The organism is Terriglobus roseus, from assembly GCF_900105625.1.
GTDB lineage: Bacteria > Acidobacteriota > Terriglobia > Terriglobales > Acidobacteriaceae > Terriglobus > Terriglobus roseus_B.
In genome coordinates, this window is the sequence record NZ_FNSD01000001.1 from 834,159 (window position 1) to 860,287 (window position 26,129).

General features: G+C 61.0%; 19 protein-coding genes. 11 read left to right on the plus strand and 8 right to left on the minus strand.

Features of this window, described 5'->3' with window-relative positions:
- Window positions 1-135 precede the first annotated feature (135 nt).
- Window positions 136-1,311 (minus strand): sugar isomerase, encoded by a 1,176-nt coding sequence (locus BLW03_RS03445; RefSeq protein ID WP_074652358.1) that lies wholly within the window; start codon window positions 1,309-1,311, stop codon window positions 136-138.
- Between the two features lie 175 nt (window positions 1,312-1,486).
- On the opposite strand from BLW03_RS03445, the gene BLW03_RS03450 reads away from it, so the two are divergent.
- The 3 genes from BLW03_RS03450 to BLW03_RS03460 all read left to right on the plus strand — a co-directional run bounded on the left by BLW03_RS03450 (window position 1,487) and on the right by BLW03_RS03460 (window position 6,832).
- A complete protein-coding gene (locus tag BLW03_RS03450) occupies window positions 1,487-2,629 on the plus strand; it encodes an L-rhamnose/proton symporter RhaT (protein ID WP_074652359.1) in 1,143 nt (380 codons plus the stop codon).
- A 34-nt stretch (window positions 2,630-2,663) separates the two neighbouring features.
- Window positions 2,664-3,764 (plus strand): substrate-binding domain-containing protein, encoded by a 1,101-nt coding sequence (locus tag BLW03_RS03455; RefSeq protein ID WP_074652360.1) that lies wholly within the window; start codon window positions 2,664-2,666, stop codon window positions 3,762-3,764.
- Between the two features lie 167 nt (window positions 3,765-3,931).
- Window positions 3,932-6,832 carry a glycosyl hydrolase gene (locus tag BLW03_RS03460; RefSeq protein ID WP_074652361.1) on the plus strand — a complete coding sequence of 967 codons (2,901 nt, stop codon included), beginning with the start codon at window positions 3,932-3,934 and terminating at the stop codon, window positions 6,830-6,832.
- Window positions 6,833-6,945: 113 nt separating this feature from the next.
- On the opposite strand, the gene BLW03_RS03465 is transcribed toward BLW03_RS03460, so the two are convergent.
- On the minus strand, window positions 6,946-8,172 hold the full coding sequence (locus tag BLW03_RS03465; RefSeq protein WP_074652362.1) for a PQQ-dependent sugar dehydrogenase: 1,227 nt from the start codon (window positions 8,170-8,172) through the stop codon (window positions 6,946-6,948).
- Between the two features lie 500 nt (window positions 8,173-8,672).
- On the opposite strand from BLW03_RS03465, the gene BLW03_RS03470 reads away from it, so the two are divergent.
- The 4 genes from BLW03_RS03470 (at window position 8,673) to BLW03_RS03485 (ending at window position 12,393) form a co-directional block, all read left to right on the plus strand.
- Window positions 8,673-9,758 (plus strand): GNAT family N-acetyltransferase, encoded by a 1,086-nt coding sequence (locus tag BLW03_RS03470; RefSeq protein WP_170834945.1) that lies wholly within the window; start codon window positions 8,673-8,675, stop codon window positions 9,756-9,758.
- On the plus strand, window positions 9,755-10,819 hold the full coding sequence (locus tag BLW03_RS03475; protein WP_074652364.1) for a glycosyltransferase family 2 protein: 1,065 nt from the start codon (window positions 9,755-9,757) through the stop codon (window positions 10,817-10,819). The genes BLW03_RS03470 and BLW03_RS03475 overlap by 4 nt, the downstream gene beginning before the upstream one ends.
- Before the next feature lie 66 nt (window positions 10,820-10,885).
- Window positions 10,886-11,884, plus strand: coding sequence for a polysaccharide deacetylase family protein (locus BLW03_RS03480; protein ID WP_074652365.1), 999 nt, complete (start codon window positions 10,886-10,888; stop codon window positions 11,882-11,884).
- Window positions 11,885-11,991: 107 nt separating this feature from the next.
- A complete protein-coding gene (locus tag BLW03_RS03485) occupies window positions 11,992-12,393 on the plus strand; it encodes a hypothetical protein (RefSeq protein WP_074652366.1) in 402 nt (133 codons plus the stop codon).
- Window positions 12,394-12,456: 63 nt separating this feature from the next.
- Here BLW03_RS03485 and BLW03_RS03490 read toward each other — a convergent pair whose 3' ends face one another.
- Window positions 12,457-13,491, minus strand: coding sequence for a hypothetical protein (locus BLW03_RS03490; protein ID WP_212733120.1), 1,035 nt, complete (start codon window positions 13,489-13,491; stop codon window positions 12,457-12,459).
- Window positions 13,492-13,840: 349 nt separating this feature from the next.
- On the opposite strand from BLW03_RS03490, the gene BLW03_RS03495 reads away from it, so the two are divergent.
- From BLW03_RS03495 to BLW03_RS03505, 3 genes are read left to right on the plus strand one after another with little or no spacing between them, the layout of a single operon-like run.
- A complete protein-coding gene (locus BLW03_RS03495; RefSeq protein ID WP_244501940.1) occupies window positions 13,841-15,268 on the plus strand; it encodes an ArnT family glycosyltransferase in 1,428 nt (475 codons plus the stop codon).
- Between the two features lie 39 nt (window positions 15,269-15,307).
- Entirely contained in the window at window positions 15,308-16,603 is a 1,296-nt protein-coding gene (locus tag BLW03_RS03500; protein WP_074652369.1) for a glycosyltransferase, read from the plus strand.
- Between the two features lie 56 nt (window positions 16,604-16,659).
- Complete coding sequence (locus BLW03_RS03505; protein ID WP_074652370.1) at window positions 16,660-18,087, plus strand: O-antigen ligase family protein; 1,428 nt, start codon at window positions 16,660-16,662, stop codon at window positions 18,085-18,087.
- Between the two features lies 1 nt (window position 18,088).
- Here BLW03_RS03505 and BLW03_RS03510 read toward each other — a convergent pair whose 3' ends face one another.
- The gene (locus BLW03_RS03510; RefSeq protein WP_212733121.1) at window positions 18,089-19,132 is read right to left on the minus strand and encodes a hypothetical protein; all 1,044 of its coding nucleotides are present in this window, start codon (window positions 19,130-19,132) and stop codon (window positions 18,089-18,091) included.
- Window positions 19,133-19,296: 164 nt separating this feature from the next.
- Here BLW03_RS03510 and BLW03_RS03515 point away from each other — a divergent pair, with 164 nt between their 5' ends.
- Window positions 19,297-20,055, plus strand: a complete 759-nt coding sequence (locus BLW03_RS03515; protein ID WP_074652371.1) for a PEP-CTERM sorting domain-containing protein — start codon at window positions 19,297-19,299, stop codon at window positions 20,053-20,055.
- A gap of 531 nt (window positions 20,056-20,586) precedes the next feature.
- Here BLW03_RS03515 and BLW03_RS03525 read toward each other — a convergent pair.
- From BLW03_RS03525 to BLW03_RS03540, 4 genes are all read right to left on the minus strand, one after another.
- A complete protein-coding gene (locus BLW03_RS03525; protein WP_074652373.1) occupies window positions 20,587-22,131 on the minus strand; it encodes an oligosaccharide flippase family protein in 1,545 nt (514 codons plus the stop codon).
- 42 nt (window positions 22,132-22,173) lie between these two features.
- Window positions 22,174-24,363, minus strand: coding sequence for a tetratricopeptide repeat protein (locus BLW03_RS03530; RefSeq protein WP_083350291.1), 2,190 nt, complete (start codon window positions 24,361-24,363; stop codon window positions 22,174-22,176).
- Between the two features lie 153 nt (window positions 24,364-24,516).
- Complete coding sequence (locus BLW03_RS03535) at window positions 24,517-25,164, minus strand: exosortase C-terminal domain/associated protein EpsI (RefSeq protein ID WP_074652375.1); 648 nt, start codon at window positions 25,162-25,164, stop codon at window positions 24,517-24,519.
- The gene (locus BLW03_RS03540; protein WP_244501941.1) at window positions 25,161-25,961 is read right to left on the minus strand and encodes an exosortase/archaeosortase family protein; all 801 of its coding nucleotides are present in this window, start codon (window positions 25,959-25,961) and stop codon (window positions 25,161-25,163) included. Before BLW03_RS03540 ends, BLW03_RS03535 begins: the two co-directional genes overlap by 4 nt.
- Window positions 25,962-26,129 lie beyond the last annotated feature (168 nt).

Genomic DNA, 26,129 nt, shown 5'->3' on the forward strand with positions numbered 1-26,129 from the left:
CCACAAATATGAGCGCTGCTCGCGAGGCTTCCCAACCACATTGGTGGGTTGTCGATCGGAATGCAGGTCCTTCGACTACGCTGCGCTCCGCTCAGGATGACAGAGCCTTTGGTGCACAGTAAGGTGCTGCGGAGATCAGGCGTAGCTTGAAACGCTACCGGCATTCTTCGCACCGCGAGCTGCTGCTGCCTTCTCCACGTAAGCACTCTCCTTCAACGAAAGCAGCGGATTCGCAGGCAGACCACGCTCCTCGCGCCATGCCTTTACGGACGGGCGGACATCCGTCCAGAAGGCATCGCGGAAGCACTCCTCCGCTTCCACGAGAGCGCACTTGTCCTGCAGAGCTGTGAGCGTTTCACGGTCGACCAGAGCTGCGCGTGCGAAGAGTTCCTGCGCGGTGACGACGCTCTGGACCATTGCCTCCATCTTGCCCTTCAGGTTGTGGCTCTGATCGATCATGTAGGCCACGCCTTCCGTCTTTGAAGCAGGCGCGCTCAGGATTTCGTGGAAGATGCGGAAGACCTGGTAGGGATCGATGGAGCCGATGGTCAGATCGTCGTCAGCATACTTGCGGTCGTTGAAGTGGAAGCCGCCGAGGGCATCTACGTGCAGGAGCCATGCGACGATCTGTTCGATGTTGGTGCCGAGCGCGTGGTGGCCGGTGTCGACGAGCACCTTGGCACGTGGTCCGGCGGTGCGGGCCAGGTGCAGAGCCATACCCCAATCGGCGATGTCCGTGTGATAGAAAGCCGGCTCGAACGGCTTGTACTCGATCAGCAGTCGCTGGTCTTCCGTGGTGGCGTTATGGGCTGTGACCAGGATCTCCTCCAGCCACTCAATGCGACGCTTGATGGATTGCGTGCCGGGGTAATTCGAGCCGTCCGCGTCCCAGATGGAGATGTCGCGCGAGCCGAGTGCCTTGCCGATCTCGATGGACTCCAGCAGGTGATCGAGCGCGTGGCGGCGGATCGCCGGGTCCGGGTTCGACATGGAGCCGAACTTGTACTCCTGCGCCTGGAAGAGATTGGGATTGATGGACCCGGCCTTTACGCCATAGCGCTGCTCCAGCTCGCGGATCTTCGGCACGTCCGCAACGCCGTTCGGCATGTCCCACAGGACGTGCAGCGCCACGGTCGGGCTGGCACCGGTCAACGCGTGGACCTGTCCCGCGTCCGCGAATTTCTCTTCAATGGACGTGGCTGCGGCAGCCTGCGCGAACTTGCCGAAGCGCGTGCCTGTGTTGGCGAAGCCCCACGAAGGCACCTCAATGCGAAATCCGTCGAGTGCTGCGTTCAGTGCCTGCGATGCCATACTCTTCACCAATTCCCTTCACGCCCAGCTTCAGCGGCAAAAGCCGCCCCGGTAACTGTATCGGAGCCGAGACATCCAGTTCAATAGAGAGTTCTTTTCTGCTTTGGATTTTTGTTGCTCAAAGCCTGTAAAGTGGTTCCGCGCGCGAACAGGCTACCGCGACACGGCGAGGCACATGGGCTCCAATCCTTTCATCGGCATTCTCTACCACTGGATCGGCGGCTTTGCGTCCGCGACCAACTTCATCCCCTTCCGCGGTATCAAGCGCTGGTCGTGGGAGATCTACTGGATCGTTCAGGGTGTCGCCGCGTGGATCCTTGCGCCGCTGGTCATCGCTTCCCTCTTCGTGCCGCATTTCTTTGCGATCATCCAAGCCGCGCCGCATCGCTCGATTGGCTTTGCCGTGCTCTTTGGCATGCTTTGGGGCATCGGCGGTCTGACCTTTGGCCTGTCCATCCGCTATCTCGGCATTGCGCTCGGCTACGCGGTCTCGCTTGGTCTATGCACCGCCTTCGGCACGCTGATTCCGCCGATCTACGCGGGCGAGATGCACACCATCATGAATGAACGCTCCGGACAGGTGATCCTGCTGGGCATCCTTGTCTGCCTGATCGCCGTGGCCATCAATGGCGCAGCCGGCTGGTCCAAGGAGAACGAGATCACCGAAGAAGAGAAAGCCGAGGCTGGTGAGACGGACTTCTCGCTTGGCCGGGGTCTGCTGGTTGCCGTCTTCGCCGGCATCATGAGTTCGTTCTTTGCCTTCGGCCTGGCAGCAGGTGCGCCCATCGCAGCTATTGCGAAGGAGCGCCTTGTCGCCGAGGGTCACCTCGATCTCTGGCAGAACCTGCCGGTGCTGGTCGTCGTTCTGTGGGGCGGCTTTGTGACCAACTTTGTGTGGTCCGTGGTTCTGATCCTGCGCAACAAGTCCGCGCGGCAGTTTGCAGGTGAGCCCGGCATCAATCCGATGCAGGCCGCGCAGCATGCCGGCAGCATTATCGATCCAGAGACGGTCGATGGCCGGCTGAGCGGTTCGCGACTTTCGAAGAACTACCTGTTCGCTGCGCTTGCGGGCGTGGTCTGGTACTTCCAGTTCTTCTTTTACTCGCTTGGCCAGACGAAGATGGGTAAGTACGACTTCTCCTCGTGGACGCTGCACATGGCATCGATCATCATCTTTGCCACGCTGTGGGGCATCTTCCTGAAGGAGTGGACGGGCACGTCACGCCGCACCAAGACCCTTGTCGCGCTTGGCCTTACCCTGTTGATTGGATCGACGTTGATCGTCGGCTATGGCAATTATCTGAAGTCGATCCAGTAGCCGCGTATCATCCGGCTATACCGCGGAGAAATCGTTGGCAAAGGCAGTAAAAAATCTTTACCTGATCCCGGTGCTCCTGAAGAGCCTGGACATCCTTGAACTACTGCAGGCGGAATCGCGCGCCATGACTCTGGAAGAGGTGCGCCGTCGCACTGGCACGTCGAAGGCCACGGTCTACCGCGCGCTGAACACACTGGTTCATCGCGGTTATCTTGCCAAGACATCGGACGGCGCCTATCGCCACGTGGCGCGGCCCAGCAAGCTGACCTTCGGCTTTGGATCGCAGAGCGAAGACCTGCAGTTCTCGAACGAGGTAAAGAAGAGTCTGATCGCGGCGGCTTCGGGTGCAGGCGTGAACCTCGTCATCCTGGACAACAAGTACGACGGCGCCACGGCGGTTCATAACGCGGAGACCTTCGTAAAGAAGCGCGTGGATCTCGTAATCGAGTTCCAGGTGGAGCACGACGTTGCGGCCATCATCGGCGACAAGATCGCCGCAGCCAACATACCGTTCATCGCCATCGATATCCCACACCCCAACGCGACGTTCTTCGGCGTGGATAACTACCGTGTCGGCATGGCAGCCGGCGACCTGCTGGTGAATCACGCGAACGAGGTGTGGGGCGGCAAGGTGGAGGCGGTGCTTGGGCTCGATCTTCCGGAGGCCGGTCAACTGGTGCAGGGCCGCATCTCCGGCGCGTTTGAGGCCATCCGCGCCCAGATACCCAACCTGCCGCAAGATGCTTACGCACGCATCGATGGTCGCGGTCTGCGCGAGCGAAGCGATCGGCTGGTGACCGCTTATCTTGAAAAAAATCCGAAAATACGACACCTGCTGATTGCTGCGGCGACAGACGCCAGCGCGCTCGGCGCAATCGATGCGGCACGCCGCCTCAAACGCGAGCGGCATATCGCCATTGCCGGACAGGATTGCATTCCGGATGTGGTGACGGAGATGAAGCGGCGGACATCTCCGATGGTGGGCTCCATCTCACATGAACCCGCGAGCTATGGACCTGCCTTGATCAACCTGGGCATGTCGCTGCTGCGCGGACAGACGGTTGCGCCCTACAACTACGTGAACCACCGCGTGGTGACACGGGCTTCCCTGCTGGCATCCGCGCTTCGTCCATAAAACATTTTGGCGCTGTAGCCCTCTTCCCGCAGACGGATTTCAATACAGATACTTCTTCCCACTTCCAATCTCCGTGCCGTAGTATGGCGTCGCCATGGCGTAGATCGCTCCACGATTTGTGAAGACATCTGCAGACGGGCGCATTCCGTTCAGGAGTACTACCCGGCATGAGGTCAACCGTCGTATCCAACTTGGGCTCCGTCCTTCTTCTCAGCACCGGCAGGCTGCTGGCGCAGAACGCAACCATCGCAACACCGCATCCCGCGTGGACTGCGTTGAACCCAGTGACGCGACTGACGCAGGAGACCTTCGCCCACCCGCCCGCTGCGGATCGGCCCTGGGTCCGGGTGAACACACCGGCTGACCTGTCTTCCGACGAATTGCGGACGGAAATCCTCGCGATGAAGCAGGCCGGCATCGGCGGCCTTGAGATCGGGCAGGGCGCATTTCCGAAGACGCCGCAATTGATCGCGATTCTGCAGGCTGCGAATCAGCAGGGGCTGAAGGTCAGCCTGAGCCACGGGTCAACGACAGCTCCGGACGGTTACAGCTTCGATAAGGACAATGTGCGGAAGACGCTGGTCTTCACCGCGACGAAGGCTGCTGAAGGAGCGTCCGTCGATCTCGTGCTCAAGGCGCCGTTGCCACAGGCTCCGCGTGGCTTCGGCGGAGGTGGCAATGCCGGCCGTCCCCCGGCGCCGCTGCCGCCGCGCCGCAGCACGCTGATTGCGGTACTCGCTTACCGCTGCGCGCAGGCCTCTTGTGAAGCGAATGGTCCCGTGACGCTCGACGCGGCTTCCATGATCGACGTTACTTCAAAGCTTACAGAGACGGACACGAGCGGCGTCGGCGGCGGCTCGACATCGGGCCATCTGAAGTGGACGCCGCCATCGGGCGGTCAGTGGCAGGTGATCGCTCTGTGGTCGCAGGGCACTGCCGCGCAACCGGATCTGTTCAGCAAGGAAGGGACGGAGGAGCTGATCCACGGCATGGAGGCGGACTGGACACCGGAGGTGAAGTCGCTGCTGAAGCAGAATGGCGGCGATGTCTTTTATGACTCGCACTCCGCGGATCGTGGCAGCCCGACGGAGTTGTGGACGAACAACATGGAGGCGGAATTCAAGGCGCGACGAGGCTATTCGCTGACTGCCAACGCGCCTGCCCTCTTCAGTGCCAGCTTTACCTTCCGTGACGGCAGCGCGGCGCGCGTGCGCAATGACTTGAACGCTGTGCGGACGGAGCTTTGGATTGAGAAGCACCTGAAGCCCATGGCAGCGTGGCTGCACACCTTCAACTATCGCCTGCGTCTGCAGCCATACGGAGAGGTCACGAACGCAACGCCGGATGAGATAGCAGCCGCAGCGGTTGTCGACCGGCCTGAGACCGAGTCGCTCTTCTTCGGGGACGAGATCGACAGCTTTCTGCCGATTGCTTCTGCGAACCACATGACGGGCAATACGTGGTACTCCACCGAGTGCTGCGCCGCGCTGAACAAGGCTTACGCGCAGACCTTTCAGGATGCGGTGGTCCGCATGCATCGAGAGTATGCCGCGGGCGTGACGAAGCTGGTCTATCACGTGTATCCCTACCGCGATGCCGCGGACAACAAGTGGCCGGGCTACCACTCATTCGGTCCTGCTGGATTTTCGAACGCCTGGGGACCGCGCAATCCTTTCTGGGCCGATGCGCCGATCTACAACGACTACCTGGCGCGTACGCAGCAGGTGCTGACGCAGGGCGATGCGAAGGTGGACGTCGCCGTGTACATGCTGAGCTACCAGTTCCCGCAGCCCATGCAGGTGAAGGGCGGCTTCCATATCTGGCCCGACCTGAAGCTGCAGGAGGCGGGGTACACGCGCGACTATCTGGATCCCATGTTGCTCGCTCTGCCGAATGCAACGGTGAGCGGCGGGCGCCTTGCAATGAACAAGGCCGCGTACAAGGCGCTGATCCTTGATAGCGAACAGCAGCCCAACTACGACCCTGTGAAGACCTCCATGCCGGTCGACACGGCGCGCAGGATTCTCGCGATGGCCAAGGCCGGGCTCCCCATCGTCATCGTGGGCGCTGCGCCGAACACGACACCCGGTCGCGCGCCGACGGGTGATGCCGATCTGCAAGCCGTGATGGCTGAGATGACAAAGCTGAAGAACGTGCACACCGCGGCCCATGAGGGTGATGTCCCCGCACTGCTCCTGTCATTGGGCCTTCATCCTGCCGCGGAACCTGCGGCACCGTCGCCGCTGATCACGCAGCATCGTCACGATGCAGCAAAGGGCGCGGACTTCTACTTTCTCTACAACCAGGCAATGGTCACGCCGCCGAACGAACCGACCAACCTGTTTGAACCCGCAAGCCCCAAAGCCTTCCATGGTGACATGCATCTGCAAGGCCGCGGCAAGCCATATCGGCTGGATGCCTGGACGGGCACCATCACGCCCATCAAGGACTACACCCCCGGCAAGGATGGCGTGACCATTCCGCTGGAACTCGCCGGCGACGATGCGGCCATCATCGCTCTGAGTACAACGCCCATGGCAGGCATTGCTCCAGTGATGACAGCGGCCGGAAAGACGGCGGGGACGCCGATCGATCTGACAAACCTGAAATGGCATCTGTCGGTGGAAGACTGGAAGCCCGCAAATCCTTATGGTGCCACTGGCGCGCAGGCTGCCGAGACCTCGAAGCAGACCGTGCAGCTCGATGTGGATGGACTGAAGCCATGGCCGCAGATTTCGGCGATCAAGGATGTGAGCGGCATCGGCACTTACACGGCCAGCTTCGATCTGCCGGCAGACTGGAGGCCTGGCTCTGATGCGATGCTTAGCCTTGGAGAGGTCTTGGACTCGTTCACACTGACACTCAACGGGAAGAACATCCCGGTCAATCAGATCAGCGCCATTGCCGAAGTCGGACCTTATCTGCATGCCGGCGCGAACCGCATCCAGGTGCGCGTGGCGACGACCTTAAACAACCGGCTGGCGTCGGTCGAGCCGACCGTGCAAAAGCGCGGACTGGTGCAGGACTACGGGTTGATCGGGCCCGTCGTTCTTACGCCGCATCCGTAGCCAGCCTTCCGAGATATAGCGCTACGATCCTGCTGATTCATCGCGCGAAGACGGCAACGGAAGAAGGCCCTGAGAACTGTCAGGGCCTTCTTCTTAGTGGCAGTGCAAACGGATTACTTCGGTGTCACACGATAGACGCCGCCGGGATTGGCGTCTTCCAGGATCCAGAGCGCGCCGTCCGGTGCCTGCTCGATATCGCGAACACGGAGAGTGCCCGTGTCCCAGCGTTCTGCAGGCTTCGCGCCGCCTTTGCCGTCGAAGACGATGTGGTTGATGGTGTGGCTCGCCATGCCGCCGACGAGTGCGGAACCCTTCAGCGCCGGGAACATGTTTCCGGTGTAGAACATGATGTTGCCGGGAGCGATGATCGGCGTCCAGTAGATGACGGGCTTCACCAGGTCGGAACGCGTATCCGGGCTGGGAATGGGAACGCCGTTGTAGTTGGTCGCGTAGGAAGCCAGCGGCCAGCCGTAGTTCTTACCGGGCTGGATCAGGTTCAGCTCATCGCCACCCTTGGGACCGTGCTCCACCTCCCACAGCTTGCCGTCCGGCGAGAAGGCGAGGCCGTAGGGTGTGCGGTGTCCGCTGCTCCACGTTTCAGACGGCGTCAGGTTTGCGCCGGGGAACGTGTAAGTGCGCAGAACGGGGGCGGTCTTTGCGGCTTCAGTATCGGCTGGTGGATCGATCACGGGCACAGTGGGTGTGCCCTTCTTGCCTGCCATCGGATTGCCGGGTGCGGGCTTGCCATCGAGCGTCAGCCGGAGGATCTTGCCCAGCGGCTGATTCGGGTCCTGCGCGGGCGTAAAGCGCTGACGATCTCCTGAAGTCAGGAACAGGTACTTGCCATCTGGAGAGAATGCGACTGCTGCGCCGAACTGGCCGCCGAGACCACGCTCGCCGTCTCGCCAGATGACCTTCAGGTCATCCAGGCTTGCCGTACCACTGCCGAGCGTGAGCTTCGCACGCGCCAGGGCGAGGCTGGAACCACCAGGCTCACCCGGCTCCGAGTAAGCCAGGTACACAGAGTGGTCGGAAGCGTAATGCGGCGAAAGATAGATACCGAGCATACCGCCCTGGCCCTTCGCAAGGACCGTGGGAACGTTGGCGACGGGCGTCTTCTCGCCGGTCTGCGTGACGAGCCATACCGGCCCGACCTTTTCGGTGATCAGCATCCGGCCATCCGGCAGAAAGGCGATGCGCCAGGGCAGGTTCAGCGTGGTGACCTTTGTCAGGTTGAAGGGCGTGCTCGCTTCCGGCTTCTGCTCGCCTGCATTGATCTGCGCGTGTGCCTGGGTTGCAGCCATAGCCACAAACAGGCCCGCGATCATCATTTGCTTCATCTTGTGTTTCTCCCTTGGTGCTTGCTACTAACGTTATCCCCTGTTTGACTTTGTGCGCGCAGATGCTTCACGCCGATATGTGAAATCTCGCGGTATCAACGGGGCATGATGAAAATTGATGCAAAACACCATGGATCGTTCGACGTTCGAGACCGTTCTCATGGCTCCGTTTCGCAATACTTGCTTGGCAATCTGTGTAGCGCCGCTTCCGGGGGATGGTCTCTTTCGGCGGCAGCTATGCCAAACTGTGCCGTCCCCTAAGACGATGAGATGCTGCATCGCTCCCGATGCATACTGTTACAGTCGATGTGACCCGTGCAAGATCCCGTTAAAAGTCAGTTGCTGGCAGCCGGTTGTGCGAACTACCAGTTATCCCTACTGGTAGCGATGCCGTGCTCGGCGCCGGTTGGAAGTATCCTTGCTCGGTTTACGACGGCTTCCATAAGACGACGCGGCACCGCTGCACGGGCCGGTCGATAGACATGCGAACGATGGAGAACATGAGCCGCGAAGCTTCAACGCGAGTGGACGAAACCTGGCGTGCAGTCGAAGCAGACACCCTGTTTGAGGGAACACTGCTACCGCTGTCGCATCGCGCCGCGTGGGCCCAGACCCAGCCCAAGGGTTCCGTTCTTCATGTCGATGTGCTGGGGCCAGCCGGACGACGGATTACATCACTTGTAGTGCAGCGGGATGGCAGCCGCATTCTGCCCGGGCACGTTTTTCTTCGGGTGCAGCGTTTCGGCTATGGCTGGCCTATGCACACCTGGTCCGCCGCGATCCAGCGGCTCACGGAGATCGCAAAGGCTGACAGCAAGGTATTGCGCCTGAATATCGAGATCTTCCTTCGGGAAGACCGGGAGAAGATGCACGAACTGTTGCGTGCGAACGGCTTCACGTCCGTGCCACCGCGAAGCTATCGGCACACGCTGACTCTGCCGGTCGATCAGCCGGATGAGGCTCTGCTCGCCACTCGGAAATCTCTGAGGAAGCGCCTGCGCGACGCCGAGAAGGCTGGTGCTGTCATCCGCGTCCTCACGGAGCCACAATTTGCCGTGGCGTTGACCGCCCTGCAGCAGAAGGCTATGGAACGCAGCGGAGGCACCTTCCGCATTCCCGACTGGCCGTCCATCCTGAAGTTCTCCGAAGCAGAACCGGGAATGTCGCGCGTGGTCGGATTGTTCCCGTCTGCCGATGCAGTCGCACCGGACACCATGCTTGGCTTCGCATGGGGCTGCATGCACGGCGACCATGCGGAGTACCGCGCAGCCGGATCAGCGGAACTGGGCCCGGAGCACCGCGGAATCTCCATCAGCCATCCCCTGCTTTGGGACCTGGTTCGCTGGACCCGCGAAAACGGTGGGACCTGGTTCGATATGGGCGGCGTCACGCTGAAGGAAGGCGGCGACGATCCTCTGGCCGGTATCTCCGCCACGAAACGGGTCTTCAGTGAAACCGTGGAAGAGGTGGGCGAAGAGTGGATGCTGGAGCCGCACCCGTGGAAGAGCCGGCTCGCAAAGGGCCTTGGCAGACTGATCGGGAAGATGGCCACCTTCACGAAGCCATCGGTGGAGAAGAGCCGATGAGCGGCCAACTTGTCAGCGTCCTGGTTCCGACCTACAACCGTGCAGACTGCCTGCTGGAGACGCTCGACTGCGTCCTCGCACAGACCCACACAGACTGGGAACTGATCATCGTCGATGATGGTTCGACCGACGGGACGGGCAATCTCGTCGCTGCGCACTTCCAGGGCGACACGAGGCTGCGCTACATCTACCAGCAGAACGCGGGCGTCTCGCACGCGCGGAATACGGGGCTTCGAGCAGCCAAGGGCGACTTCATCGCATTTCTGGATTCTGACGATCGCTGGATGCCGTGGAAGCTGGCAGCTCAGCTCGCCTGTATGCGAGAGAGGCCCGAGATCGGCATGGTCTGGACGGACATGGAGGCGATCGACCACACGGGCGCATTCCTTGAGGCGCGGCACCTGAGGACGATGTACAGCGCCTATCAACACCACCAGATGGACACGCTGTTCTCAGGCAGCATGGCGGCGGAAGCCGTCCGTTCCATGCCTGCGGAGGCAACCCAGCAGGAGAGCGCGGTGCGCTTCTTCTTCGGCGACATCTTCGCGCCCATGATTCTTGGCAGCCTGGTCCACACCTCGACCGTGATGCTGCGGCGCGACCGAGCACTACTGGTCGGCGGCTTCGATGAGACGCTCAAGCACTCCGGCGAGGACTATGACTTTCATCTCCGTACATGTAAAGCCGGCCCTGTTGGCTTGCTGGACGTGTCTGCCATCCAGTATCGAAAGGGCAGGCCGGATCGTCTCACCCGCTATACCGATGCCACGGCCATCAACTTCCTCGCGACCGTGGAGAAGGCCGTAGCAAACGACACGGAAGGCCGGCTGCGAAAGCAGGACGTGGATCGTGTGCTGGTGGAAGCGAATGAATGGGTGGCGGAAGAAAAGTTCAAGCTGCGCGATAGCAAGGCCGTCCGGCGGCACGCCCTCCGGTCATTGCGGCGGAAGCCGCGGCAGCGCAGGCTGATCGCACTTTTTGTGATGAGCTATCTTCCGATGACCCTGTTGGAACGGGTGATGCGGTTCTATCGTTCCGCGAAGGATCGGCTTCGCCGATAGGGTCATAGCCCGTCGGCGCATTCTGTCGTATTCTTCAGCAGCAGAGCGAGTTCCTGCAGCTTGACCATGTCCAAACGCCTTTTCCTGTCACGTTTCCTGAAGAGATCGGGTGTGTTCGCACTCCTCGATGCCCTGCCGTTACGACCTGGGGTGCTGGTGGTAAACCATCACCGCATCGGTGACGCGAGCCAGACACGCTTTGATCGTGGCGTCTTCAGCCAGACTGCCGAAGGACTCGACGAGCAGATCCGCTTCCTTCGGAAACGCATGCCCATCGTGGCTGGCGAGGAGTTGGAGGCGCTGCTGACCGGCAAGCAACCGCTCAAGCGCACGTACGCAGCGATCACCTTTGATGACGGCTACCTCGATAACTACCGGGATGCCTTCCCCGTGCTGCAGAGTCAAGGCGTCCCCGCCATCTTCTTTCCGGTCATCCAGTACGTTGGCAGCGATGCGGTGCCCTGGTGGGATGAGATTGCCTACCTGGTGAGGAATACCACGCGACCATCTGTCGAGGTGAGTTATCCATCGCAGTTGCAGGTCACACTGGGAGACGACCGCGAGGTGGCCATCCGGCAGCTGCTGCGCCACTACAAGAAGCCGGAAAACCGGAACGGCGAGAAGTTCCTCGAGGGGCTGCGAGCGAGTGCCGGTTGCAACCCACCGGCACCCGGACGGAGGTTTCTGGACTGGGATGAGGCCCGCACGATGGCGAATGCCGGCATGGAGTTCGGCTCCCACACCTGTTCCCATACCATCCTGAGCCAGCAATCGCCCGAGGATCAGCGTTGGGAGCTTACAGAATCACGTCGCGTCCTCCAAAAGGAGCTTGGCAGGCCCATCCACTCCCTTGCGTATCCCGTCGGATCGGCAAGCGCCTTCACACCAGAGACCGAAGAGATAGCTGCCAATGCTGGGTTTTCGTTGGGTTTTGCCTTCCAGGGAGGCTGGAATCAGCCCGGTGTGGGCCGTGCAACGCATGTGCAGCGGATCTCCCCCGCACCGGAACCGGAACTGTTTCAGGCTCAGACGTTACAACTCATGAACCCGCTCGCGCGGTGGTAACTACCACCAAAGTGTGGCACAAATTTACCACTATGTTCTAGACAAGTACCAATGATGACCCTAGGATCAAGTTATTCCTTGCACGCGAAGGAATACTGAGGTCCTTTATGCGCAATGCTTTGGTACTCGCTGCTACGTTGGTCATCTCCCTCTCTGCGATCGCCCAGACGAAGGTTTGCATGGGTGGCAATCTCGATACCATGACGAGCACTGAGAAGCAAACCTGTGAGAACCAGGTCAGCATGGCGCGTACGGCCGCGGCAAACTCCAACATCTCAGGCGACTGGCACTTCGTCGTGGTCTGCGGCGAAGATGGCTGGAAGGACTACGCGGCCTTCTCGCAGCAGGGTGAGGCTCAGCTTCGGACCGCAGCAGCGGACACAGACTATGCAAACAAGACCACCTTTCTGCGCGGTACCCGCCTGAACTCTGCGGAAGTTGCAGGCGAGGTTGTGAGGAACGCTCTCCGCAAGCCCGCAACGGAGGCAATACAGCTCGCACGGAACTAGTTCGGGACGAAGCAAGATTCAAGGGCCACCCTGTCACAGGGTGGCCCTTTCCCTTGCGCGCATCTACTTTAGCTTGGCTTCCGGATCTACCTTGCCGGAGTTCGGCAGGTACTCCAGATCGGCAATGGCGCTCAGGCTGACCACTTCAAAGTCGTTAAAGGTGATTTTGCCGAGGTTGTGAAGGTCATCATCGTCCCAGCGCACATCGGGTGTGCCGGACAGGTAAAGGGGCGATCCGTTATCCGCGAGGATGGCTCCGTAGGTCTTGAGTGCGTTCAGAATTGCCTGGTTCTTCGCGGAGAAGCCCGCCGTGTTGAAGCTGGATTTCAGGCGGATTCGCGCGCCCATCGGCAGCAGCGTGGTGCTGGTGTTGCTGCTGGCGTAATGCCGGGCGGGCCAGACGAAGGCGGCACGGGTCATGGGCAGGGTGAACCGCAGCGCATGGTTGATCTGGCCGGAGGCGACTTCGTCATACCGGACGAGGGCCGGCATGATCTCAAGACCGGCAGCGTCGGCGGAATTCAAGCCCATGGGCGAGTTAGCAGGCAGGGGGCGAAGCTGGTTGCTGGTGAGGTCGACGTAGTTGCCCTCGTAGGCGTGGATGGTGCCATTCGCCTTACGCCCGACCGTGCCTGCGGAGGTGATCGGTGTGACGTTGTACATCTCATACAGCGCGCACTTCGGTGCGCCGACCACTGTCAGGAAGTGGTGATCGTCGCCGGACTTGGGGTGAGGACCGCCCTCTACCAGCGCGTTGGCACTGGTGCCCACGGGATAAGGCCCTTTGTCGCTGTCGTCCTTGTCCTCAAAGGTCGTCGTAACCTTGGTCGCGGTGCTGTCTACGACGTTGATCGGGATGCCGTTCGAGGCGTCGCGGCCGAAGTCCGGGTGCAGCGCGTAGCTCTTGCCAATGGTGTTGATGTACACAGCAGAATCCGGATCGGCGGGAAGACCGTTGATCGGCGTGTTCCAGATATTGTCCGATGGATAGATGGTGCAGCCGCCCACCATGCGGGCCTGCGCTGGGGTAAGGGTCTGGGCTTGAAGCACGCCGGCAGTGGCCAGCGACGCGAGGGCGAGGGCAAGAAGCTGTTTCAAAGGAATCACCTGCGAGAATGGAACGGCCGGGAGAAAGCCGAACTGATTGGGGATGCAAGAAGATAGCAAGCCGTGATGTGCACGGGTTTGCGGGTTTTCCAGTCCCCCGAAGGTAGATTTTGAGCTTGCTTTCGTCATCCCAATCTGCTGCTGCGTCACACGCCGGAAGATCCTTCCTACCCCAGGCGGTTGATTCCCGCAGAGCGCGAAATGTCGTACCATCCGACGACGTGACACCGATCCCTGCAACTCGTTTCATCTGGAGATTTTGTTGAATTCTGTCGCAGCACCAACATCAAGTGGAATAAACGGACGGCGAACTGCTTCTCAGTCGCAAAACTGGCGTTGGTTGTTGCTGGCGGTGGTGACCCTGCTGGTCCAGGTGCTCCCTTATCTGTCCTACCGATGGGTCACCGATGAGAGCTGGTACACGGGACCGGGCTATTCGCTGGCGCACGGGCATGGCGTGGCAGACCCCGCCATTGGTCCAAACGATATTGAGAACCACTTCGATGCCCGTCCGCCGGGAACGGCAATTGTCATCTCAGGCGTCTTTCGCATGCTGGGCGTCGGCCAGGTGCAGGCCCGTCTGGGGTCGGTGGTCGCAGCCATCATTGTGCTGCTGGCCGTCTACCGGATCGGGCTGGACGTCCTTGGAAGGAACGGCGCCATCGTCGCCGTGCTGGTGGCAGCAACCGACAACTTCCTGGTAGCAAGTGCGCGCACCGCCCGGCCTGAAGCGCTGACCACCATGGCAGTCATGCTGAGCCTGTGGGCCATGGTGCGCTATGCCAGATCGCCACAAATGCTATGGGCTTTCGCGTCGGGCATCCTGATCGCCCTCGCGGCCATGTTCCACATCACGGTGCTCGGCTTTGTGATCTCGTTCGGATTACTTGCGATCGTGATCGATCATCGCGGCGGGCGGTTCCCCCTGCGAGGTGCATTGCTGTACACCGCTGGTTTCGCGGCCGGACTGGGTCCCTTTGTCGCGTGGATCCTGACGAGTCCCCTGGGCAAGAAGGGCTTCCGAGCAGAGTACCTTGCCCGCACGCACGAAGGCCAGATGTTGAAGCTGGCGCACGAGTGCAAGCGCTACGCTGACATGCTCGGCCTGCACCAGCTCCACGGCGGCCTGGAGTGGGTGCCTGTACGCATCCTGATCCCGGCCTGCTTCCTCGCCGCGACCTTCCTGCTGTGGCGGTATCGCCGCACATGGTTCTGGCTGGAACTGCTGCTCTTCGTCCCGACCGTGTTCTGGTTCATCGAAACGGCAAACAAATCTTCGCGCTACTTTGCCCTGACGGCCCCTTTCACGGCACTCGTCATCGGAGCCTGCGTGGCGATTACGCTTTCACAGCAGCGATGGCGCAAGCCCGTTCTCTACGCCGCGGGCCTGCTGATCGCCATGCAGTTCGGATCAAACCTGCTCTTGCTGCGCGCTGCCAGCCACGCCAACTACAACAAGGTGGCCGCGGAGCTCAATAGCGTTGTGCCTGCGGGCGAGCCGGTCTATGGCACCATTACCTTCTGGCTTGCAATGCACGACCACACCTACCTGTCGTATGAGCGCACGACACCCCGCATGGCGCAGGAGCAGTTTGGCGTTCACTACTTTGTCCTGGGTGACCGGATGATGACGCAGGGCGAACCATGGGATGCCGAATTTTACGAGGACATGAACCAGTACCTCGCAGACCTGGTCCAGCGAAGCACCCTGGTGGGAAATTTTCCGGATCCGTACTACGGCGACCTGAAGGTCTACCGCACACAGTAAAGATGCAGGCACCGCAGAGATACCCGTAGATGAGGCTGCATGATCGCTAGGCTGAAGATCGAGGCGGAGGACTTCCTCCGCTACAACCCCACAGTCCGCAATACCCTTGCCCGATACAAGATTCAGCGGGCGGCGAGATCCGAGGCGCCGAACACCAGGGCGGCAATCGCCTCCCTGCGCGACCTGTGCGCCGCGGCACGACTCGCCAGCGACGGTTCGCTGGTCCTGCAAGCGGAAAGCGCCATCGAGCGCGTTTTGAATCGAATCAATCCTGCCGAAATTGTCTGGGAGGAACTGCTGCCGGACCCTGCTTCGCGGCGAATCTCAAAAGGCATGATTCTGAAGCCATACGTCAGCGAACGTGAAAAGGGTGTGGTCTTCGTCTCGTTCGAAAACCAGATGGCCCGACTCGCGAAGGCGACGGATCTTGCGCGCTTTGCCAGCCGGTACACGCTGGTCGTCTCGCCCTCGTGGTGCCCGCCACACTCGGTGTACACCTACCTGTTCCCGCGGGTTTACCCGGACAAGATCATCACGCTCATCAGCAATACGAAGGATCTGACCTACTTCCCGCGCATGGACTCGAAGTACAGCATGCTGCCGCTGTATGCCTCCAACTGGGTTGATGACCGCGAATTCCGGCCTGTCCCCAAGACTGAGAAGAACATCGACATCTTCATGCTTGCGAACTTCGCGAAGTATAAGCGCCACTACGCATTTTTCCGTGCGTTGCAGGATGTTCCGCGAAGCTTCCGAATCGTGCTGAACGGCCAGAGCGAACCAGGCCGTTCGCGCGAGACGATCCTGGATGAGGCCGGTGCCTATGGTGTGCGCGATCGCTTCGAGCTGCGCGAAAACGTTACGGACCAGGAACTGCATGACAACCTGGTGCATGCGAAGACCAGCGTCATCCTGTCGCTGCGCGAGGGCTCGTGCGTCGCGGTCGTTGAAGCCATGTTCGCGAACACGCCGGTTGGCATGTTGGAGCATGCAGAAATTGGTTCGCGCGTCTTCATTACGCCGGAAACCGGGCGACTGCTGAAGCCTGCCGCGCTTGGCGCACAGTTAACAGACTTCGTGAATACCTCGCACGCCTACGAGCCGAGACGGTGGGTAGAAGAGAACGGTGTCGGCTGCCTGGCAAGCTCTGCTACGCTCAACGACACTCTGAAGCGCGAGGCGCTGTCCGCAGGCCGCGACTGGACGGAGGACATCGCACCCCTGCGATGGCGTCCCAATCCCCAGTTCTACCGGCCTGAAGATGCAGCTCGCATGCAGGAGGCACATGCCGACATCGAGGCATGCGGCCTGTTGATAGGGCCCGCCGCGCAATGACAGTATTCGCAGCTGCAACGGGTCAATTTGTGAAGTCGAAAGGGCGGGCCTGAGCCGTGGCCTTTTTCTTCACGCTGCTCTACATGCTCACGGCTTTCGTCAGCCCGCCCGTGCTCTTTGGCGATCTGCACGTGTATCACGTCGAGATCATCATCTCGCTTCTTGCGATTGTTACTTCGCTGCCTGCCGTGGGGCCGTCACGATTGCTGCAGCGGCCGCAGACCTGGGCGATCTTTACGCTGTGGATCGTGATCACCATCTCGCTGATGCTGAACACCTCCATGCGCGAAGGCGCTGCAGAGTTCTATGCGTTCCTGCCGGTGGTCTTCGGCTACTTCCTGACAGCGCTGAACTGCAAGACCAAGCGTCACTTCCAACTGATCATCCTTGCGCTCTTTCTAGGCGCGCTGTACTTCATCGTCCACGGCTACCTGGACCTGACTGCAAACGTGTCGCCCAGCCTATACCTTTATGGCGAGGGAACTCTCCGGCGTTTGCGCGGACTTGGCCTGGTCAACGACCCCAACGACTTCTCGCAAGTCGTGGTCAGCCTGATCCCATGCGTGTTTCTGTTCCGGCAACGCAGCACCTTCCTGAACATTTTCACCATCGGACTTCCCGTCGCTTGCCTGCTCACCGGACTGTTCCTGGCGCACTCTCGTGGCGCGGGCGTGGGCCTGATGGCGATTGTGATCCTGTCGGCGCGCCGGCGAATTGGAACGATTCCCGCCATCATCGTGGCAGGCACACTCTTTGCGGGTTCGCTGGCGTTCGGCTGGTCGGGCGGTCGAGATGTCTCGGTAGAGGCGGGCGCGGATCGCCTTGACGCCTGGGTGATGGGCATTGAATTCATCAAGACGCATCCCCTGCTGGGCATTGGGCATGATCGCTTCGGCGAACTGAATTACATCACCGCTCACAACTCCATCATGCAGTGCGCCGCCGAGGATGGATTCCTTGGCTTCTCGTGCTGGGTGATGTTCCTCTTCGTCAGCATACGGACGACAGTTCGCCTGGGCACAGCAACGCCCGCGACGGAAGAGTCTGGGCAGCCGATGGCCGCGGCACCAGCTTCACCAAAAGACGCATGGGCGATGATGCTGGCACGGTCAAAACAGACCGAGGCGATTCCCGGCATGGCCGTACCGTCCGGCCCGGCAGTCATTGTCCCCGGATGGGGAACTGCTGAGCTGGCAGACGGTTCTGCGGGGGGCGCGCCAGAAATCCAGGGGATCGCAAAGTTGCTCCTGCTGGCCCTGACGGGATTTCTGACGGCGGGATGGTTCCTCTCCCGAGCGCTCTCCCCGTGGATGTTCATGTATGGCGGCATGATCCTTGCGCTGCAGAACATGGCGGAGAGAAGGAACATCTTCCTGACGAAGGATCCTTTGCCCTTCATTCTGCGATGCTCCATCCTCATCGCACTGGGATTGCTGGCGCTGGTCTACCTCACTCTGAAGGTCCGATCAAAGATGGGCCAGTAGCTTATGGACGCGGGATCGAGAGTGGATCGGCGCGCGCCGAATCGCCCAGCATCTGCAGACTGGTCTCATCCACCGCCTCGAAGTCTGCGGCCTTGATGTTCGAAAGCTTATGCAGGTCATCGTCATTCCAGCGCTTGTCCGGCACTCCGCTCAGGTACATATCTCCACCGTTGTCGGCCAGGAGCATGCCGTACTTCTTCAGCGCGGTGATGATTACCTTGTCGGCAGCCGGGTAACCCGAGGCATCAAAGTCCGCCCGTAGCCGGAAGCGCTCGCCCATGGGCGGGAAGTTCGAGTCACGATGAGGCGAGGCAAAGTGGCGGGCAGGCCAAATGTATGCCGCCTGGGTCCGTGTTGTGGTGAATCGCAGTGCATGCCGGATCTCTCCGGAGGCCACCTCTTCGTAGCGGACAAGGCCCGGCAGGATGGGCAGGCCTGCGGCGTCTGCGGATGTCTTGTCCGGCGGACGCAATGCGTTGCTCTCGAGATCCATGCGGATTCCGGATGCGGCCTTCCAGCGACCGTCCGATACCTTTTTCGCGGCGAACAACTCGTAAAGCATGCAGCGCTGCGCCTCGATCACGATGACGTGGCGATCGCCGTCATCCTTAGGATGAGCGCCACCCTCGATCGGCGCGTCCGGAGGAATCGGGTAATTTCCCAGGTCACTATCGTCACGGTATTCGAATTCAATCGGTATCCGGCGTGTACTTGGCGGGGTTACCGTAAATGGAATGCCATAGGCCGGGTCTGTGCCAAAGTCGGGATGCAGGCGATTGATGGGGCGCATCACCTCGAGGTAGGCGGCCGAGCGGGGATCCTTGGGCAGGCCGTCCACCGGCGTGTTCCACACATTGGAAGCCGGGAAGACCGGGCAGTTCGCGATTGTGGGACCGCCCGATTCTTTGGCAGATTGCTTCTGCGCCAGAACGACCGTTCCATGGTCTCCTGCTTCAAAAGGTGGAAGTTTTCGCTGCAGCAGCGAGTAGATCGCCGCGATGGCCGCAAGGCCGAGGACGGCGGCGCCGGTTGGACTTAGTTTCAAATTCGACAATGCTGCACCTTTTCATGCGGATCATTCGTTACGCCTGAGCCATTATTGGATGCATTCCGTCCGCCACCGCCGCGCCGAGAGGCGAGCCCAGCGACACCCTTCGATTGGCCATCCGATTGCAATCGTATGCTCGTAGTCCTGAACAAGAGGCCTAAATGCGTAACCCCGCCCTGATTACCGCAGTGCTCTTCATAGCCGTGGGCGGCTGTGCGGAAAGCATTGCCAACTCCCCGGAATGCGAGCGCTGGATCGCTGACTACAGCCACAAGCTCGCGGAATCGCAGCCCGTTCAGGAAATTTCCCAGAACAAGCACCTGAAGAAGTACGTTCATCGGACGATCGGCACCCCTACGGCCAAGCCGAAACTGGTGCGAACGGCTTCCCCGCAGGATCCGCTCCGTCCGCGCATGACACCGCAGCAGATGATGAAGAAGTTCCAGGTTCTCTGCGGCGATCTGCCTCCCGTGGAGACGGCGATGACCATTCCGCCAGTCGCGCCGCCTGCCGGACCGGCGCTGGTTCCGGGCATACCGACCAGTGGTTCGCCTGCAATCACGCCCGCTTTCTCTTCAACGCCGGGCAGCCCGATCATTCCTGGCGGCCCAGGTGGCTCCAGTCCGGGCACCAGCTTTACGCCCCCAGGATCGCCCACGCCGCCGGGATCTCCAGCGCCTCCGGGTATCCCGACGCCTCCCGGAACCCCGACGCCTCCCGGAACCCCGACGCCTCCCGGGACTCCCACACCTCCCGGGACTCCGACGCCGCCGACCGGGCCTCCGGATCTGCCGCCAACGACTCCGCCGGAGGGACCACCTGCTCCACCCGTGCCCGAGCCTTCCACGCTTGTGCTGATGCTTTCAGGAGCGGTGCTTGCAGCTGGCTACACCTTTCGCAGGAAAACGGCGTTGATTTAGCGCTCTTCCATAGGTGGTAATGTTTTGCCCTTATTGGGTTTGACATTGCCACCTATTTTAGGTTGCCAACCAATATCCCTATAGACCCCGACAAAAATTCCCGATTCGCGTCATTTCTTCCTTGCAGACAATTCGGAAAGAACAACATCTGCAGAGGTTTGCAGAAATTGCAGGTTCCGCACAAGGGTTCTAGGACCTTTGGCTACGCAAGTGCAATGACCCATATCGAGTGCTAAGGCCGCGCTCGATGGAGAACGATAATGTTGAACAAATTGATGATTGCCGTAGCACTTGCAACATGTTCTGCCGCACCCGCTGTAGCTCAGCCGCATGGCCGGCCTGCAGTGACCACTCCTGCTTTTGCAATGCGTTCCGCTGATCGACTGACAAGCGTAACCGGATCTGTTATCTCCGGTAACCCCGAATTCGGCATGCTTCTTTGCCTTGGCGCACTCTTTGTAGGATCTGCTGCACTGTTCTCGACCCGCCGCTCGGAGATGTAGTTTTACCCCGCGGCTGCAGCCCGCACTGTTACGGGAGCTCTTCCGCAATCGTGACCCGGCGCAGCAGCCACGAGTAGGTCATTTGGACCGGAGCGGCAAGGACGGCAGGACTCGCATCCACCAGAACCTTCAGCCGCTCAAGATCTTCCCCTTCCAACCAACGGAAAAGCCAGGCGCAACCTAACAGAAGCGCACCGGCAACCCCTGCACCGGCGATCAGGCCTGGCAGGGGCGAGAGTGTCCGTGCAACCGCATAGGCACAGCCAGCGGCAAACGTGCTTCCAAGGACGACCTTCCCCAGGAACAGCCACGGCATGCGAATGCGATATTGCCTGATCGCGAGGGTCCACAGGGCCGTGACGGCGATCAACTGCGCCAATCCGCTGCCAATCGTCGCACCGACTGCGCCATGCTGCGGGATGAGCCACCATGCCACTGCCACGTCGACCACCGAAGCGAAGAGCGTTGCCCAGATGAAGTACTTCTGCCGTTCCACCGCCTCAAACAGTGTTTGTACAGGCGTCAGGAAAGCCTTCGGCAGGCAGGTGAGCGGAGCCATCGTCGCGACCAGGATCGCGCCCCGGTACTGGTCGCCGTACATGGCTACCAGCAACGATCCGGCAAGGGCGGTGGTGACGATGTGTAGCGGCAGGGACGTCAGACCAAGATAGCGTGCGGAAGAGGCCGTCATGGCCGGGATGCGGCTGCGGTCGCGACCATACTGCGCGAAGACTGTCGCACCCGTCGCCGAGGCGAAGACCGTTGGGAAGATCAGCAGCTTCTCCGCGAGACTGAAGGCTACAGAGTAAAAGGCGATCTGCCGGACATCAGGAGACATGTGCTTCAGAAGGAAGATCTCTGACCGATCCCAGACAATCAGTGTGAGCATCATGCCCGTAATGCTCTGCCATGCGAAGTGGAACATCCGGGGACGCAGATCCGGCGGTAGCGCGACGTTGTCTGCGGGCCAGTTGCGGACCTTCCAGATCGTCGGGACGAATCGGACCGCAAAGTCCACGATGCGCATGCCCAGCATGGCGGATGCGATGCCAACCACGCCCCAGTGCAGATACACCGCAAGGACCGTAAGGACGAAGAAGGTAGCGGTGCTGGCGGCGGATGCCGGCAGGTTGGACGAAAGCTCCTCAGAGGCCACATTAGCCTGCGCCGAGATTGAGTTCACCATCGATGGCCAGACGCCGATCACCAGCAGCAGCGCGGCCAGCCGGAACTCCATTGGCGCATTCCGCAGCACCCAGACGATGGAGACAGCGGTCATGAGCGTCGCCATGCCGATCTGAATGGAGAGGGTGCGGAAGTAGATGAAACGCGCCGTCGACCACTGGCCCGATCCCAGGTATTCCGCCATGTACTTCCGCGTCGTGGCCGGGATGCCGATGCTGCCAAAGCTGCTTGCAATGTTCGCCAGCCACATCACATAGATGATGTAGCCCATGCGGGATGGGCCAAGCGCGCGTGCGACAAGAACGGAAGTGACCAGCGACGCCAGGAAACTGATGAGGTTTTCCAGGCCATACCAGAGCGTGTTCCGGAGGATGGTTTTACTATTCAACGCGCCTGCATCACCTGCGGGAAAAAGCCCATGTCCTTCATGTTAGCTGCCATTGCCCGAAAGCTTCGCCAAAGCCTGCTGTGCCTGCGTTGCGAGGGCCGTTCCCGGCGCCATCGCAGAGGCGCGGTTCAGATGGATGGCAGCTTCAGGCTTCCGGCCAAGCGAACCCAGAACGACTCCCAAGTGGTACTGAACGGAGGCATCCGAATCGTCCAGAACGGCTGCCTTCTGCAGGGGCTCAATCCCTGAAGCGGGCAGGCCCTTGCGGTAGTAGATCCATCCCAGCGCGTCCGCCGCAGCAACCGAAGCGGGATGCGCCCGATAGGCAGCTTGCGCCGTCGAGAGAGCCACATCGAGGTTTCCGCCGCCGTCCGCCGAAAGCGCCGCGATGCTGGCGGAGACTTCCGGCTGGTCTGACTTGATGTTCAAGGAGCGCCGGTAATACTCAAGCGCCGTTTTATTATCGCCCGCGGATTCGAACAACATGCCAAGGGCAGCGGGTGCCTGCGGGTCAGCAGGGTGCGCCGCAGCCCAGCGATTCCACAGATCTACCGCCGGATCGAGCTGTCCCATGCTGAGACCGATCTTCGTAAAGGTCTGCGCGGCACTGCGGTTGTTTGCGTCCAGGGTGGTCGCTCGCGTCGCGCTGGCAAGCGCCCCGGCTGCGTCGCCCGCGGCCTGTTGCGCCTGCGCAAGCTGGTCGTAGAGCTCCGACGACGCCGGCGCACGCTCCAACTGGCGTTGCGCGCGCTGGACGGCGATGGCTGGCTGATGTGCGCGAATGTCCAGATCGTTCAGGCCGGCGATCGCGGCGGGGTCCGGCGAGAGTTGGAGCGCCTGTTCGAACGCTTCCCTTGCCTTCTGCACGTTGCCCTGCGCGGCCTGCGCCATGCCCAGTTGGACCAACGCAAAACCATAGGCAGGCCTGCGCCGAAGCGCTTCCTGGATGTCCGCAATTGCGGCCGCGTTTCCGTTGGCCTGCAGGTTCGCAACACCTCTCCAAAGGTAGCCATCGGCCAGGGCCGGGTGGAAGAGCAGGATCTGCCGTGCGGCTTCCTTCAGATCGGTAGCGTCGCCGCGGCGATAGGCCAGGTCGGCGAGTCCGGACTGCGCTTCAAGATTCGAGCGATCGCCCCGCAATACCTTCCGGAAGGTCTCAGCTGCCTTCTGCGGATCACCCGATGCGTCCTGCGCTCTCGCCAGCAAATTCAACAGCTGCGCATTGTCAGGGTAGTTCTTCGTTGCGGTCTGCAGCAGTTGCAGCGCTTCGTCGTTTTTTCCGTCATGCATCAACAGATAAGCCTGCAGCAGGTTCACACCGGGGTCCGTTTCATGGTGCTGCGACAGGTCCTCGATCATCGGCCGCGCTGTGGCGAAGTTTCCTCGAGCAATCAACACGCGCAGGTAGGCGAGCCTCAGGTCGAGACTGCCGGGATGGCGCTGCACCAGGGCCTCATAGGCCTTCTGCGCCTGGTCCAACGACCCCGTTTCCCCGTAGAAACGCTCCAGCAGTGGAGCCGCCGCGGGATCGTCGGACAGATCATCGGTTGCCTCCCGGAGCGTCTCCTCTGCCTTCGCGCGGTCACCGGCATGGGTGTAGAGCGCTGCCAGTCCCGCGCGGGCGGGAATGCTCTGCGGCGCGAGGAGGATTGCTTCCTGCATCTGCTCCTGAGCCCCTTTTAGATCGCCACGCCGCTCTAGGATGCTGGCCAGCCCGTAACGCGCGCTGACATCTTTGCCGTTGAGCCGGATCGCCGTCTTCAGCTCGGTCACCGCCTCCGGCTGGGTCGCGGCATCGGCCGCGAGCAGTTGCCCAAGGGCCGTATGGAACTCTGCGCGGCCTGGCACCAAGAGGATGGCGGAGCGGATGGCCTGAATCGCGACGCCCCTGTTCCCGCCTGCTGCGGACGCAGCGGAGAGGAGTGCCTGGGCATCCGCGTTCGATGGCTGCTTGAAGACGACCCACCGCGCCTGCGCCGCCGCCGGTTCTACCTGTCCTGTCTGCAGAAGGAGCCTCCCGACATCGACGCGGGCAGCCATATTCTCTGGCGCCAACTGCAACACCTGTCCCAGCTCATAGATCGCAAGCTGGACCGATCCGCTCTGCTGGTAGGCGCGGGCCAGTTCGTAGTGGCCGTCCACCATGGATGAATCGAGACGCAAGGCGTTCGAGAACTGAATGGCGGCCTCGTGCGGTTTTCCCTCACGCTCGTACTGCCGGCCGCTCTCCATGTAGGCCCTTCCGCGGCTCTTCGCACTGCGGCAACCTCCCAGCAAAGTGAGCGTGAGCAGCAGCGTAGCAGCGGAATTCCGGCGGTTTATACGTGCGAGCTGCAGGTCATGACCTCAGGTAAAGGGGATGCGAATCCGGCTCCGAAGAGTTTCTCAGCCGGGGAGATAAGGCGAAAGCAGCGGGTCCATGTGAGCCGTGAAATTTACCGCGCGTTCCCGGGCCGCTGTTTGCGACTCGCCCGGTGCGATCGGTGTCATGATCCGTAACAGCGCTCCGTCCGTCCTCCGGTCCCGGATCGACTGAAGAAGCAGGTGGCCCTTCGCAGCATAATCGTTTGCGATATCGTTTCCCCGGCTCCGATACCAATAGAGCACCTCAAATTTTGCGGAACCGTTGGTGACAACGTACTCGGCGACGTGATGCGGCTGGCCGGCCGCGTCGGTTAAATCGACGCGGCCTCCTGACTCGAACGTCCAGCCCGCGCCCGGCAGGCAGTTTTGCGGGGAATGAATGGTCTGCCCGGTGCGTTGGCTCGGGAAATATGCGATGAGCAGGTCGATCGGCGTTGCGCTGCCTGTGCCTTCCAAACGGCTGTAGCTACGGTCCAGAAACTTGCCATCGCCCAGCACCTCCAGAACGCGCGGCTCCATCGGTACGTCCTCGCCTTGCCACTGGCCGATCGTTAGCGGAAGGTCCTGCAGAGGCAAGCTGGGCACAATGAGGTCCCGGTCGCCGCGAATACGCAGGGTCAGATCGGCAGCCGCAAGAAGCAGAACCAGCACGATTGCCTTGCGATTCATGCGGTGCGTCTCGCATGGGCGTTCATGGCCGCGTGCAGGATCAGCAACAGCACCAGGGAGAAGAGGAACATCAGCAGACCGGAGAACTCATGGAAGAAGCCCAGGGCGACCTCGGCTCCGCGTTGCTGGACCAACAAACCGGTCCCCACTATCCGCAGCATATTCGCGCACACGGCCACGGGGACGCTGCATGCGATCAGAATCCATCGCCGGGCGTTGCTGCGTTCTGCGAAGTAACCGTAGAGCACCGCCAACGTGAAAAGGCTCATCAGCGAGCGTATCCCGCTGCAGGCCTCTGCGACCTCCAGCGAGATGGACGGCAGACGGATGATGTTGCCCTCTCGAAAGACCGGTACATGGAAGAGTGGCAGAACAGCACTCGCCGCCCATGACGACAGCAGCTGCAGTGGCAGGGCGACCTGGTTGAAGATCACCTGAGGTATGGGGATGGCAAGCAGACAGACTGCCAGGGGAAGGCGCAGCGCCATAAGCATCCGCCCGCCCGCCAGCAGCCAGATCATGCCGCTGGCAACAAGCAGAAAGGAGAGCCGTGCCAGGAACAACTCTGACCCGAGGACCCCCAGCAGCAGGAGCGCAAGGCCGGGCAGCAGCAGCCAGAGGCCAAGCCAGGTGGGGGAAACTGCGATCTCCTGGAGCTTCTTCGACCGCGCCCAGACCAGGTAACCGACAAAGATCGGAATGAGAAAGCCATGGGAAAAATCCGGAAGTACATACCAGTCGTGTACTAACTTCAGAAGAACGCTGAAATACAGGCTGAAGACGAGAAAGAGCGTCATCGCGGCCAAGGCGAGATCGTAGGCGGCCATCCCGTCCAAAGCGGCGGCAAGAGACCGCTCATGCGAAAAATATTTACCACTTTTGAGCATCTTCTTATTTAATTGACGCAACAGATAACGTGTAGCGCCAGCACGACTGCAGATTTCCACACATCGCAGATGGGAGGT

Bases quoted from the DNA above. Each gene is read 5' to 3' on its own strand.
- BLW03_RS03445 (WP_074652358.1), bottom strand. From the start codon at position 1,311: ATGGCATCGCAGGCACTGAACGCAGCACTCGACGGATTTCGCATTGAG.
- BLW03_RS03450 (WP_074652359.1), top strand. From the start codon at position 1,487: ATGGGCTCCAATCCTTTCATCGGCATTCTCTACCACTGGATCGGCGGC.
- BLW03_RS03460 (WP_074652361.1), top strand. From the start codon at position 3,932: ATGAGGTCAACCGTCGTATCCAACTTGGGCTCCGTCCTTCTTCTCAGC.
- BLW03_RS03465 (WP_074652362.1), bottom strand. From the start codon at position 8,172: ATGAAGCAAATGATGATCGCGGGCCTGTTTGTGGCTATGGCTGCAACC.
- BLW03_RS03470 (WP_170834945.1), top strand. From the start codon at position 8,673: ATGAGCCGCGAAGCTTCAACGCGAGTGGACGAAACCTGGCGTGCAGTC.
- BLW03_RS03475 (WP_074652364.1), top strand. From the start codon at position 9,755: ATGAGCGGCCAACTTGTCAGCGTCCTGGTTCCGACCTACAACCGTGCA.
- BLW03_RS03480 (WP_074652365.1), top strand. From the start codon at position 10,886: ATGTCCAAACGCCTTTTCCTGTCACGTTTCCTGAAGAGATCGGGTGTG.
- BLW03_RS03485 (WP_074652366.1), top strand. From the start codon at position 11,992: ATGCGCAATGCTTTGGTACTCGCTGCTACGTTGGTCATCTCCCTCTCT.
- BLW03_RS03500 (WP_074652369.1), top strand. From the start codon at position 15,308: ATGATCGCTAGGCTGAAGATCGAGGCGGAGGACTTCCTCCGCTACAAC.
- BLW03_RS03515 (WP_074652371.1), top strand. From the start codon at position 19,297: ATGCGTAACCCCGCCCTGATTACCGCAGTGCTCTTCATAGCCGTGGGC.
- BLW03_RS03530 (WP_083350291.1), bottom strand. From the start codon at position 24,363: ATGGAGAGCGGCCGGCAGTACGAGCGTGAGGGAAAACCGCACGAGGCC.
- BLW03_RS03535 (WP_074652375.1), bottom strand. From the start codon at position 25,164: ATGAATCGCAAGGCAATCGTGCTGGTTCTGCTTCTTGCGGCTGCCGAT.
- BLW03_RS03540 (WP_244501941.1), bottom strand. From the start codon at position 25,961: ATGACGCTCTTTCTCGTCTTCAGCCTGTATTTCAGCGTTCTTCTGAAG.